Source organism: Bacillus velezensis, from assembly GCF_001461825.1.
GTDB lineage: Bacteria > Bacillota > Bacilli > Bacillales > Bacillaceae > Bacillus > Bacillus velezensis.
On the sequence record NZ_LLZC01000012.1, the window covers coordinates 38977 to 52292 of the forward strand.

General features: G+C 45.9%; 13 protein-coding genes. All 13 read left to right on the forward strand.

The window, feature by feature from the left end; genetic code table 11:
• Positions 1-252 precede the first annotated feature (252 nt).
• The 13 genes from ytrA (at position 253) to AR442_RS04470 (ending at position 13278) form a co-directional block, all read left to right on the forward strand.
• On the forward strand, positions 253-645 hold the full coding sequence (gene ytrA, locus AR442_RS04410; RefSeq protein WP_014418691.1) for a GntR family transcriptional regulator YtrA: 393 nt from the start codon (positions 253-255) through the stop codon (positions 643-645).
• Positions 638-1516, forward strand: a complete 879-nt coding sequence (locus AR442_RS04415; protein WP_003152276.1) for an ABC transporter ATP-binding protein — start codon at positions 638-640, stop codon at positions 1514-1516. The genes ytrA and AR442_RS04415 overlap by 8 nt, the downstream gene beginning before the upstream one ends.
• Complete coding sequence (locus AR442_RS04420) at positions 1510-2490, forward strand: ABC-2 transporter permease (RefSeq protein ID WP_053284960.1); 981 nt, start codon at positions 1510-1512, stop codon at positions 2488-2490. The genes AR442_RS04415 and AR442_RS04420 overlap by 7 nt, the downstream gene beginning before the upstream one ends.
• Positions 2491-2505: 15 nt before the next feature.
• Positions 2506-3492, forward strand: coding sequence for an ABC transporter permease (locus AR442_RS04425; RefSeq protein WP_053284959.1), 987 nt, complete (start codon positions 2506-2508; stop codon positions 3490-3492).
• A gap of 36 nt (positions 3493-3528) precedes the next feature.
• The gene (locus AR442_RS04430; RefSeq protein WP_053284958.1) at positions 3529-4509 is read left to right on the forward strand and encodes an ABC transporter permease; all 981 of its coding nucleotides are present in this window, start codon (positions 3529-3531) and stop codon (positions 4507-4509) included.
• 15 nt (positions 4510-4524) lie between these two features.
• Complete coding sequence (locus tag AR442_RS04435) at positions 4525-5220, forward strand: ABC transporter ATP-binding protein (protein WP_007408816.1); 696 nt, start codon at positions 4525-4527, stop codon at positions 5218-5220.
• Positions 5210-6520 (forward strand): ABC transporter permease, encoded by a 1311-nt coding sequence (locus AR442_RS04440; RefSeq protein WP_053284957.1) that lies wholly within the window; start codon positions 5210-5212, stop codon positions 6518-6520. The genes AR442_RS04435 and AR442_RS04440 overlap by 11 nt, the downstream gene beginning before the upstream one ends.
• Before the next feature lie 63 nt (positions 6521-6583).
• Positions 6584-7279, forward strand: coding sequence for a response regulator transcription factor (locus AR442_RS04445; RefSeq protein WP_014418686.1), 696 nt, complete (start codon positions 6584-6586; stop codon positions 7277-7279).
• Entirely contained in the window at positions 7272-8276 is a 1005-nt protein-coding gene (locus tag AR442_RS04450; RefSeq protein ID WP_053284956.1) for a sensor histidine kinase, read from the forward strand. The genes AR442_RS04445 and AR442_RS04450 overlap by 8 nt, the downstream gene beginning before the upstream one ends.
• A 102-nt stretch (positions 8277-8378) precedes the next feature.
• The gene (locus AR442_RS04455) at positions 8379-9134 is read left to right on the forward strand and encodes an ABC transporter ATP-binding protein (RefSeq protein ID WP_007408812.1); all 756 of its coding nucleotides are present in this window, start codon (positions 8379-8381) and stop codon (positions 9132-9134) included.
• The gene (locus AR442_RS04460; RefSeq protein ID WP_029974132.1) at positions 9131-11071 is read left to right on the forward strand and encodes an FtsX-like permease family protein; all 1941 of its coding nucleotides are present in this window, start codon (positions 9131-9133) and stop codon (positions 11069-11071) included. Before AR442_RS04455 ends, AR442_RS04460 begins: the two co-directional genes overlap by 4 nt.
• A 107-nt stretch (positions 11072-11178) precedes the next feature.
• The gene (locus AR442_RS04465; protein ID WP_053284955.1) at positions 11179-11898 is read left to right on the forward strand and encodes a YwaF family protein; all 720 of its coding nucleotides are present in this window, start codon (positions 11179-11181) and stop codon (positions 11896-11898) included.
• Positions 11899-12093: 195 nt separating this feature from the next.
• A complete protein-coding gene (locus AR442_RS04470; RefSeq protein ID WP_014418681.1) occupies positions 12094-13278 on the forward strand; it encodes an MDR family MFS transporter in 1185 nt (394 codons plus the stop codon).
• Positions 13279-13316: the final 38 nt, after the last annotated feature.

Consider the following 13316-nt stretch of genomic DNA (forward strand, 5'->3'; position numbering starts at 1 on the left):
TTTATTGTATTACGTGTACTACTTGATGTAATACACATAAAACACTCAAAAAATGAAATCGACATATAAATGTTAAGCATAGGGAAGGGGAACTTTCATGAAAAACAAAAGATCCGTAAAACAAGATGTGCCTCTTATTATCGCCGCCTCGGTTTTGGCCAGCAGTCTGTTTGCCGTTCTTGTCGTCATCGGATTTCAATGGCAGAACATTTAAAGAAAGAGAGCAGCTCGTAAAAGAAAGAAGGGAAGTAAATGATTCAAATCGATCCGAGAAGCTCAACTCCGATTTATGAGCAGATCATACAGCAACTGAAAGAGCTTTGTTTAAAAGGGATCATGAAGCCGGGGGATAAACTTCCTTCTGTCAGGGAATTGGCAACGATCATTATCGCCAATCCGAACACAGTCAGCAAAGCGTACAAGGAGCTCGAACGCGATGGTGTCATTGAAACGCTGAGGGGAAGAGGAACGTATATATCGGAGAATGCAAAAACGACATTGGTTGAAGGGAAGATGACGATGATAAAAGAGCAATTGAAACAGCTCATCATCGATGCCCATTACGCGGGAGTTGAGCTAGAGAAGCTGCAGGAATGGATAAAGGAAATCAGCGCTGATCTGAAAGGAGGCAAGGATCATGATTGAATTGCGGAATCTCTCAAAAACAATAGACGGTAAAGAAGTGCTCAAGGATATTTCGCTCACCATCGGAAAAGGGGAAATTTTCGGGCTGCTCGGGCGAAACGGATCAGGGAAAACAACGCTGCTCCGGCTCATTCAGCAGATTCTGCTGCCGGATCAAGGGACGGTTTTATTTAATCAGGTGGAAATAAAGCGGCATCCGAAAGTAAAACAGAACATCATTTATATGCCTGTTGAAAATCCTTTTTATGACAAGTATACATATAAACAGCTTGTTGCGATTGTAAGCAGAATCTATCCGAATTTTGATGTGACTTACGCCAATGAGCTGATGAACAGGTACGGCATTCCAGAAACGAAGAAATACCGTGAATTATCGACAGGCCTGAAAAAACAGCTTGCGCTCGTCCTTGCCTTTGCTTCACGTCCGGCTCTTATCCTTTTGGATGAACCGACGGACGGAATTGACGCCGTAACGCGTCATGACGTGCTTCAGCTTATGGTGGATGAAGTGGCTGAACGGGAAACGAGCATTCTGATTACCTCACACCGTTTAGAAGATATTGAGCGAATGTGCAACCGGATCGGGTTTTTGGAAGGAAATCAGCTGACGAATGTGATGGACTTGGATGATATGAAGGAAGAGTACATGAAAATTCAAATGGCATTTGAAGAGGACGTCGCCTTGAAGATCAGAGAACAAAACATACCGATTCTCGACCATGCCGGTGTGTTTTATACGGTGCTGATTCAAAAGAACGATGAAAAGAAAAAGAACTTTCTGCAAGAGCTGCAGCCGAAAGTATGGAACGAACTTCCTGTGAACTTAGAAGAAGTCTTCATCGCGAAGTTTGGAGGGAACCGGAGATGGTAGACAGGGGATTGCTGTACAGAGAATGGGTGCAGAATCGAACTGTTCTTGTGATGGTCGGTATTTTTTTAGCGGCGGTCAATCCATTTGAAGTGTTAAATACCTATCTGGTCTATCAGGGCTGTCTGGATACCCACGGAGCATATTGTAAGTTTTATGTGAATTCTTTGGAGAGCGGAATGCTGAACTTGAACTGGGCGCCCGCTGTCATTTTGGCGGTTTGCTTATTCGGACTGGAGCGTACGAAAGGAACGATTGATGCGCTGTTCAGTCTGCCTTATTCCCGCGCTCAGGTGTTTCACACTAAATTTTGGCTCGGGGCGGCGCTCATTACCGGCGCTCAGGTGATCGGCTACGGGCTGGCTGAGCTGCTCATTCTTCTGTTAAAGCCTGAGCGCGTATATTTCTTTCACCATTACAGCGTCGGAGAGATTATTGTGAGTGTTTTGGCTTTTACATTGGTTGCGAGCGCGGGCTGCTTAACGGGGAATACGTTCGCCCAGCTGTTAACGGCGTTTGCCGTGTCGATAGCGCCTTACCTGATTATTACGTTGCCGCTGACAAATGCGGAAGTTATCTTCAGGGTCGGCATGCATGAGCTGATGCCATCAGTCAATGCTTACCTAAACGATTCGTTTCAATATCTGATTCCGATCATGTATGTTAATACGGACTGGGTATCTGCCAGCAAGTATATATTAATCATTCCGGCAGTGATGAGCATTGTATTTTATGCCATCGGGTACTTTTGCTATGTCAGGCAGCCGGTGGAACGGAACGGCCGTTTTTTTCTCTGGAGACAGCTTGACCGGCCCATTCAGATTGTGGTGATCATAATCGCCGTTCTCAGTTTTGGCCTGGCGGGGTACTCGACGGGACATACGATGACAGGGTATGTGGCCGGGATGCTGGTCGGAGGAGCGATCGGATTTTTGGTCAGTTATTTTGTGATTTATAAAAAAACGAAGCATGTGTAAGAGAGGAGGGCCGGAATGATACCGCGGGGATTGTTGTACACAGAATGGAAGAAAAATCAGTGGTTGTTTTTATGCAGCGGCATTCTTTTAATGGCGGCAAACCCTTTTATGGTTTATAACAACTACTCAACATATCAAGAATGTTTGAATAACCCAGCTCTTCAAGATTGTGAATTCGTTGTCAATTATACGAATGGGTCGCTTCTTTCCTTCAGCTGGATTGTGAGTGTCATCATTGCTGTCTTCTTATTAGGCTTGGAACGGACAAAGGGAACGATGGATGCTTTGTTAAGCATGCCTTACAGCAGAGGCCAAATCTTTCAGACGAAATTCTGGCTCGGCGGGGCAGTCATTGTTGCTCCTCAGGCGATAGGCTATGGAGCGGCGTCATTGCTGATATCTTTGCTGAAACCGAGCCATACGTACGATTTTGATCATTTTTCAATCGGAATGATTGTCATCAGTTTTATGGCTTACGCCTTGTTAATGGCATCCGGTGCATTAACGGGACAGATATTCGCCCAGCTGTTAACGGCGTTTACCGTCACGGTTCTGCCCTTTTTACTCATCGGTCTGCCGGCCGCGAATTTGGAGGTCGTTTTCGATATTAGTGTGGGAAATCAATTTTCTTTCATCAGCAGTTATATCGAATCCCGTCTTTTTATATTTGTAACCCCTATTGGATATGTGTTTAACGACTGGATCAGAGAAAGAGATTTGGTTTTAATCATTCCGATTGTGATGAGCCTTGTCTTTTATCTGATCGGTTACGTCAGCTTTCTGAAACATCCGAATGAACGGAACGGCAGATTCTTTCTTTGGAGAAAATTGGACCGGCCGGTGCAGATATTGGTGATTGCCTTTGCCGTTATGGGTTTCGGCGTTTTCGGATATGGGGTCACAGACACGATGTTCGGCTATTTAGCCGGCATTATCTTCGGCGCGATTATCGGGTTTTTCATCAGTTATTTTACGGTTTACAGGCAGTCAAAGCATATGTAGATCTGTTTGAAAATGAGCAGTTTGGAGGAAGGCAAGGTGCCGATTAGCGGTTTGCTTTATAAAGAATGGAAGCAGCGGCAGACGCTGCTGCTTCTTACATCGGGGTTCTTAGCTATTTTAGGCCCTTTGGCAATTATAAATGAGTATTTTCACTATAAGGATTGTTTAAAAACACTTCATCAATATTCAGGTTCAGTTTGTACGTTCAGCATTGATTACAGCAATCAAAATTTGATTGGGCTGCATTTCATTCCTCCGGTTATGATAGGGCTTTTTCTGATAAGAGCAGGCCGGGCTGAAAGGATGTTTACACTGAGTCTTCCGTATTCGAGAAGCCGGATATTTCATACGAAGTTTTTCTTGGGAGCAGCCGTGTTAGCCGGCTCGCAGTTTGTTTCTTACGGAGTATCTGACATATTGTTTCTAGCGCTTAAACCTGATGCTGTCCATCATTTTCAATCATTCAGCGCAGGGATGCTGGTCATCAGCTTGATGATTTATGCATTAGTGACAGCTGCCGGCACGATAACGGGCAATTTAGCGGCGCAGCTGATCACGGCGTTCACGGTTTCCGTCTTTCCGATCGTGGTTATGACGATTTACCTGTTAAACGCTGAGTTCCTTTTTGGCAGGCAGGCTGTGCCGGATATTGATTTCCCTTGGAGCGGATTTCTGATCTATTTCATGCCTGCCGCTTACATCCATACCTCATGGATGTATTACATGAAACACGCATTGTTAATCTCCGCAATTATGGGATTTTGTTTCTATCTATTCGGCTATGCGAATTTCCTGAAAATGCCGAGTGAACGAAGCGGACATTTTATCCTAAGCAAACACATTGAACGCACCATTCAAGTGCTCGTCATGGTGCTCAGTATGCTGGGAAGTGCGGGGGTATGCGGATATGCTTATAACGGTTCGTATACCGGTTACATATTCGGCATGCTTATCGGCGCGGTGATCGGGTTTTTCATCAGTTATTACTTCATCTATAAAAAAACGAAACAGATATAAGGGGGAGTGGTGTACGTGATAGAAGTACAGCATATTGATCATTCATTTAAAATCGGCAGGAAAGGCAGAGAGAGTGAGGTTCCGGTGCTGAAGGATGTCTCTTTGACCGTTGAAAAAGGGGAAATCGCCTGTATCGTCGGGCGGAGCGGTTCCGGAAAATCAACGCTTCTGAATTTAATTTCCGGATACATAGCGCCGACGAAGGGCCGTATCGTCATTAATGGCACTGATGTGACGGGCTTCAGTGAAAAAGAGTGGGCGCAGTTCCGCCTCGGGCATTTCGGTTTTATTTTTCAAAGTTTTCAGCTCATTCCGAGTCTGACAACCTATGAAAATGTTGAAATGCCGCTTGCCTTAAAAGGCGTCAAACCGTCTGAACGCAAGCAAAAAGTCGCGGACATGCTGAAACGGGTCGGACTTGAGAATCATGCGAATCATTATCCGAATGAGCTGTCAGGCGGCCAGCAGCAGCGTGTCAGTATCGCAAGAGCCCTGATTTTAAATCCGTCGATTATTTTAGCTGATGAGCCGACGGGAAGCCTCGATTCAGAAACGGAGCTTGAGGTGCTTGCGTTAATTCAGCAGCTGAACCGGGAGCGCGGGATTACATTTGTCATCATTACGCATGACGATGAAGTCGCTTCAATCGCGCATTCAAAATTCCAGCTGCATGACGGTGTATTAAAAGGGGGCGTTACTGTTGAGATTTAAGGATCAGATTCACTTTATCAGAAGAAATATGAAGAAAAACCGGCTGCGTGTTTTCATGACGGTGCTGGCAACGACAATGGCGTGCGCGTTTTTGGTCGTGCTGGCGTCCGTCGGATTCGGCATCCAAAAAACGATTACAGACATTACGATGAGCCAGCAGATTGTTACGGAAATCAATGTGCTCGGCCAAGAGAACGGAAAAGCCGTGAAGAAATCAGACTTGGAAAAGTATAAAAATGTCAAGTCTGTCGTTGAAAGAACACAAGTGTATGAACCGAATAAAGCGTCGTTAGGAAACCGAACAAATGAAGATTCAGCCATTGTGCTGACAAACATGAACGATGAAGTCAAAGCCAATATGGAGCTTGATCAGGGAAGGGTCGCCCGTACAGAGAATGAAATCGTGGTCGGCTATGATTTTGCGAAGAACTTATTGACGAAAAAAGAGGCTGACGCTTACGACAAAGAGTTAAAGGATCACCAAGGCGACATGTCGGAGGTGAAAAAACCAAAAGGCTATACGAAAGACCTGCTTAATAAAACGATACAGCTGAGCATCTCCAAAACAAACAAAGACGGAGACGTTGAGAAAACGAAAACGTACGACTTTAAAGTAGTCGGAATTACAAAAAAACCGTCCCAAGATTGGATAGAGGATACAAATATTTTTGTGAGTGATCAATTCAAGAAGGACTTCTCAACATTCTTGGATCTGAAGAATGGAAATGTGGAAAAAAACATCAATGTGTATGCGGACAAATTCGAACATGTCGATCAGCTTACCCATGACCTCACGGATGACGGCTTTTATGTCAGATCTGTCACAACCGAGCTGAAGGGCGTCAATACCTTTTTCCTCGTCTTTAAAATCGGCCTGATCTTTGTCGGCTTTATCGCCGTCGTGATTTCTGCCATCGGTATTTTCAATACGATGACGATGGCGGTGACGGAACGAACGCAGGAAATCGGGATTATGAAAGCGATCGGCGCAAGCCCGTCCATCATCCGCAGAATGTTCCTGATGGAAAGCGCCTATATCGGGATATTAGGTTCTGTCATCGGGATTATCATTTCTTACGGAGTGAGTTTTGCCGTCAATCTGGCTGTGCCGGTTATCTTGAAAGCGGTAGGGGGAAACACCGGAGCTGAAGATCTTCATTATACCTTCTCCTATATCCCGCTCAGCCTCGTTGTGATCGCAGTTGTCATTTGTGCGGGGGTCGCGGTGATTTCCGGTATGAATCCGGCCCGCAAAGCGACAAAAACCGATGTTCTGACTGCATTAAGAAGAGAACTGTAAAGGAAAAGAGCCGGCTGAACATCAGCCGGTTTTTCCTCTATCTATCAGAAAAGGGCGGATACCATGTTTCACATTTTGTTAATAGAAGATGATAACACTTTGTTTCACGAGATGAAAGAGAGATTAACGGGCTGGTCATTTGCGGTGCACGGAATAAAAGATTTCAGCCGTGTCATCCGGGAGTTTTCCGAAATTAAGCCTGATTTGGTGATCATTGATGTACAGCTGCCGAAATTTGACGGCTTTCATTGGTGCAGAATGATACGCTCCCAATCAAACGTGCCGATTCTCTTTTTGTCCTCGCGCGATCATCCCGCGGATATGGTCATGTCGATGCAGCTCGGGGCAGATGATTTTATTCAGAAGCCTTTTCACTTTGATGTGTTAATCGCGAAAATACAGGCGGTGTTCCGCCGTGTGCATCAATACGGCACAGAACCGGCGCTGATGAAAAGATGGTGCGGGGCGGTCATTGACACAGAAACCAACACGGTCAGCCGTAAAAACGGTTCGGTCGAGCTGACCAAAAACGAAATGCTGATCTTAAAACTGCTGGCTGAGCAGAAAAATAAAATCGTCAGCCGGGAAGAACTCATCAGAAGCCTATGGAATGATGAGCGTTTCGTCAGTGATAATACGCTGACGGTGAATGTCAACCGGCTGCGGAAAAAACTCGATCAATTAGGCATCGGGAAAATGATTGAAACCAAGGTGGGGCAGGGATACATCGCAAAGGAAGAAGACGGTCTTTATGATTAAATCATTTCTGCTCGAAAGAAAAAGCTGGATCGCGATGTTTCTTTTGCAGCAGGCTGTGCTCCTTTTTGCGGCATATATTGATCCGTCTATTCCGTTTTTTTCGGTGCTGTATTTCGTTTACCTGTCGCTTCTTGTGTTTCTTGTATTTCTCTTGTTCCGCTATCGTAAAGAGACCGCCTATTATAAAAGCTTAAGAGAATGGGACGCCAATTTAGACATGTCTTATCTTAAAGCGCCTGACAGTCCGTTTGAGTCTATCGTTGAAGAAAGCATTGAAGGGCAGACGGAGCAGTTAAGAAAAAGCTCACTTCATCTTCAGGCGGCGTCAGAGCATGAAAAGGACGATCTGATGTCATGGATTCACGAGGTCAAAACACCGCTGACAGCGATGCATCTCATGATCGAGCGCCTTGATGAACAGCAGCTGAAAGCCCCTTTGCTGTATGAATGGCTGCGGATTCACCATCTCCTGGACCAGCAGCTTCATCAGAAACGATTGTCCTTTATTGAAAATGATTTATCATTCCAGCGAATTCAGCTCAGACCGCTCGTTTTCAAAGAAATTAAAAATCTGCAATCATGGTGTATACAAAAAGGGATCGGGTTTGACATTCAGCTTGATTCACCAGACGTTCACAGTGACGGAAAATGGCTTTCCTTCATCATCAGGCAGCTGTTAAGCAATGCCGTCAAATACAGTGAAGCGGATGACATTACCGTAAAAAGCTATGAACAAAACGGCCGGGTGCATGTGGATATCGAAGACCGCGGCATCGGCATCGAGCCCAAAGATCTTCCGCGCATTTTTGAAAAGGGATTTACCTCGACGCGAATGAGGCGTGATCACGCGTCAACGGGGATGGGCCTGTATTTGGCTCGAAAAGCCGCGGCTCCGCTTCTTATCCGGATCAGCGTGCGCTCTGAGCCGGAAAGCGGCACGGTTTTTACCTTGGTGTTTCCGAAACAGAACGATGCCGTCAGCATGTTCAGCGTGTGACAAAAGTGTCACATGCTTTTCTCTTTTGTTCGCTTAATCAAACGAAAAAAACGGTTTCTGTTTTTAAAATAAAGATAACCAATGTAAAAGGAGAATCATAACGTGATGATTTTAGAAGCAGGCAATATACAAAAAAGCTACGGAAACAAGCTGAATAAACAAGAGGTGCTGAAAGGAATTGATCTTCAGATTCACAAAGGGGAATTCGTCAGCATTATGGGCCCATCGGGATCAGGGAAAACGACCCTTTTGAATGTGCTTTCCTCCATTGATAAAGTGAGCGCGGGCACCATTAAACTGAATGAGACGGAGATTACATCCATGAAAGAAAAACAGCTTGCCGAATTCAGAAAACGGCATCTTGGCTTTATTTTTCAGGATTATAATTTATTGGACACCCTGACCGTGAAAGAAAACATACTCCTGCCGTTATCCATTACGAAAATGTCTAAGAAAGAGGCGGACCTGCGATTTGCCGAGACGGCAGAGGAGCTTGGGATCTATGATTTGCGACATAAGTATCCGAGTGAAATTTCCGGCGGGCAAAAACAGCGGACGTCTGCCGCAAGAGCTGTTATTCACGAGCCGGGCATTATTTTTGCTGATGAGCCGACCGGAGCGCTCGATTCAAAGGCTGCCATGGATTTACTGAATAAACTCAGCCGTCTGAATCAAAAACGCCGCGCCACCATTGTGATGGTGACGCATGATCCGGTTGCCGCCAGCTATTCCGGACGTGTGGTTTTCATTAAAGACGGCCGTGTGTATACACAGCTGAATAAAGGCGGCCAGGACAGACCGGACTTTTTTCAGGATATTATGAAAACGCAAAGTGTATTGGGCGGAGTTCAGGCATGAGTATTCATCATTTGATCTTCCAGAACCTGAAAAAGAATATGAAAAACTATTACCTTTACGTTTTTGCGCTGGTGTTCAGCGCCGCCCTTTATTTCGCGTTTGTCACGATGCAATACGATCCGGCGCTTGATGAAATGAAAAGCTCCATAAAAGGAGCGGCGGCAATCCGGGCCGCCTCTGTACTGCTTGTGGCGATCGTGTCGGTATTTCTTTTATACGCCAACACCATTTTTATTAAACGGCGCGGCCGGGAAATCGGCTTATTCCGATTAATCGGCATGACGAAAATGCACATTTTCCGCATACTCAGCACAGAAAATTTCATTTTGTATTTCGGATCGATTTGGATCGGTATTTTTGCCGGCTTTTCTCTCTCGAAATTATGTATGATGATGCTGTTTCATACAGTCGGTGTGAAAGCCTCTGTCTCACTGTTTTTTTCAAGCAAGGCGCTCGTTCAGACGTTAATTGTGTTCGGGGCAATTTACCTGCTGATTATGATGATGAATTACTTATTTATTAAACGGCAAAGCATTTTGTCTTTATTTAAAACCGCGTCATCGTCAGAAAGCGGCATAAGGCGGCTCTCTTGGGTGCAGATGGCGATCGGCGTTGTCGGTATCGGGGCCATTATCGCCGGCTATGCCGTGTCCGCGGATTTATTTGGAGGCAGTTTTACGAGCATGAATGAACTGTTTTCGGCAATGGTGTTTATTCTCGGCTCGGTCATTATCGGAACCTATCTGTTTTATAAAGGTTCGGTCAGCTTTCTGGCAAATCTCATCCGGAAATCAAAAGGCGGATATCTGAATGTCAGTGAAGTGCTGTCTTTGTCATCCATCATGTTCCGGATGAAGTCAAACGCCGTCCTGCTGACGATTATTACGACTCTTTCGGCGCTGGCAATCGGTTTGCTGTCTCTAAGCTATATCTCGTACTATTCCGCGGAAAAATCGGCTGAGCAAAATACAGCCGCGGACTTTGCCTTTGATAACCAAAAGGAGACTGACTCATTTACCGCTTTATTGAAGAAAAACGGAATTGAACACAAAGTGAAAACAATCAAGACCATTCAAGCCGGTGTCAATATGAAGAACATCATAAACGGCGATATGAAAAGCTTTCAACAAGACCCGTCCAGCTTGGCGCTGCCGATTATAAGCGAGAAAGACGCAGAAGGGACGGAGCTTTCTGACGGAGAAGCCGTGTTTACCGGATATAATGATATGATGAAAAGATTTCTCGACCTGAAAACGTCAGGTTCCATTGATATAAACGGCAAAACGGATAAAATACCGCTGGCGTATAAGGGCTTGAAGAACGACTTCCTCCTGTCATATACATTTACAAGCGGAGGGCTGCCGACCGTTATCGTCACGCAGCAGGTATTTGATCGGATCGAGAAAGATATCGACCCGTCCATCCAGGGAAAATCAAATCGGTTTTTCGGCATTACACTCAAACGTGAAGAGGACATCCAAAAAGCTGATGGTCTGTTTCAGGCGCAGCACTATTCTGACGGCGCGCTTTCACAATTTGAAACGGCTGACACCCAAAAGAAAAATATGGGGCTGATCATGTTTATTGTCGGCTTTTTGGGATTAACCTTTCTGATCACCTCAGGCTGTATCCTTTATTTTAAACAAATGGGCGAGTGTGAGGATGAGAAGGCTGATTACACAATATTGCGGAAGCTCGGCTTCACAACGGGGGATCTGCTGAAAGGCATCCGCCGGAAGCAGGCGTATCATTTCGGGATTCCGCTCGTTCTCGGGCTGTTCCACAGCTATTTTGCCGTTCAGTCAGGATGGTTTTTATTCGGAACGGAAGTGTGGACGCCGATGATCATCGTCATGGCGCTGTATACGCTGCTGTACTCCATCTTCGGCATGCTGTCGGTGCTATACTATAAAAAGGTCATTCAATCCGCCTTGTAAAACAAGTTGAGGAGCCTCCGCATAAGCGGAGGCTTTTTTTGTATGAATAGAAGAAAGCGATTTTTAAAAGAATAGACATACGTCATTTTTTCGCGCGGGGGAGCCTTATGCAGAAGTACTTTCAATTGAAATCTGAAACAGGGGCCTTTCATCTTTTTTCCAAGGAACACATTTTCACGCTGTTGATCATCGGATTGCTGGGGACGGGCGTGATCATGTTCCGGAAAAAGCTCAACCACAGCCGGCCGAATCGCGTTTTCCGCTATGTACTATTCATTCTCCTTGCCGTGTCGCAGATCAGCTATCATATATGGCTGCTATGTCATCATGCCTGGTCGCTGAAAACAGCTCTGCCGCTGCAGCTGAGCGACCTTTCCGTCTATTTGGCGATGCTGATGGTCATGACAAAAAGCGAAAAACTGTTCGCCTTCCTCTATTTTGCCGGTTTGGGCAGCGCCGTACAGGCGATGGCAACACCTGATTTAGGGGCGTATTCTTTCCCGCATTTTCGGTACATCGTGTTTTTCGTCTCCCACGGCTGTGTTTTTCTTACCTGTCTATTCATGGCCGCTTCAGAAAGGTACAGGCCGTCGGCGCGCGGGCTGTGGGTATCGGTGCTGATCGTAAATCTGTACGGGGCGTGTGTCTTTTTTATTGACCGTGTGCTGAATGCAAATTACCTATATTTAATGAAAAAACCGAAGACCGCTTCGCTTCTGAACGTTTTCGGACCTTGGCCGTGGTATCTTCTATCAATGGAAGCGGCGGTGATATTGAGCTTTTTCATTCTGTATATCCCGTTTTGGCTGCTGAGGAAAAGAGCATGAGGCCGGCCTGTTTTTATGAATACAATCATTTGTAATTTTTTCAACATTCCGGCATTATTTTTTTCAGATTCTGGTGTTGAAAAAAGACGTCCGCGGCGATAGAATGAATGTGCTATGATAACGTGTTCGATACGGAGCCGCGGCTTGCGGTTTCCGTTTTTTCATGGGATTTTTTATAGAGAGAGGGGGATCGGTATGCCGCGCGCTTTGAAGATATTAATCATCGGAATGTTTATCAATGTGACGGGCGCATCTTTTTTGTGGCCGCTGAATACGATCTATATTCATAATCATTTAGGGAAATCGCTGACTGTTGCGGGGATTGTTCTGATGCTGAATTCCGGTGCCAGTGTGGCGGGGAATTTATGCGGCGGATTTTTGTTTGATAAAATCGGCGGATTCAAATCCATTATGCTCGGCATTATGATCACATTGGCAAGTCTTCTCGGACTCGTTCTGTTTCACCAATGGCCTGTTTATATTTGGCTGCTCATCATTGTCGGCTTCGGTTCCGGTATCGTGTTTCCGGCCAGTTACGCCATGGCGGGAGCGGTATGGAAAGAAGGCGGGCGGAGAGCTTTTAATGCGATTTATGTAGCTCAGAACGCAGGTGTCGCCGTCGGCTCGGCACTCGGCGGGATGGTTGCGGCGTACTCGTTTACGTACGTGTTTTTAGCCAATGCTATGCTGTATGTGCTGTTTTTCCTTATCGTATTTTTCGGGTTTCGAAATATCAAAACCGGAAATGCGAGCCAGGTTTCTGTCCTGGACTACGAGCCTGTCAGCAGCAGAACGAAATTTACGGCGCTTCTCATATTGAGCGGCGGGTATGTTCTCGGGTGGATTGCCTATTCGCAGTGGTCCACAACCGTTGCGTCACATACTCAAAGCATCGGTATGCCGCTTTCATTATACAGTGTGCTCTGGACCGTAAACGGAATATTAATTGTCGCCGGACAGCCTCTCATAGGAGCGGTTCTGAAAAAATGGTCCGGTGCGTTAAAAACGCAGATGGTCATCGGCTTTTGTATTTTTATCGTCTCGTTCGGCGTGCTTCTCAGCGCCAAGCAATTTCCGATGTACCTCACCGCAATGGTGATTTTAACCGTCGGAGAAATGCTTGTCTGGCCTGCCGTTCCTACCATTGCCAATCAGCTTGCGCCTAAGGGGAAAGAAGGGTTTTACCAAGGATTCGTCAACAGTGCGGCGACGGGCGGCAGAATGATCGGGCCGCTCCTTGGCGGCGTGCTGGTCGATCAGTACGGAATGAGCGTGCTGCTGTTGATCCTGATGGTGCTTCTTGTTGTCAGCATCGCAGCGACGGTACTGTACGACAAACGCCTGAAAACCGTTAGTAAACAAAACGTCCAAGTGCGATGACGACATAAAAAAATCCCGCTGTTTCGGCGGGATTTTTT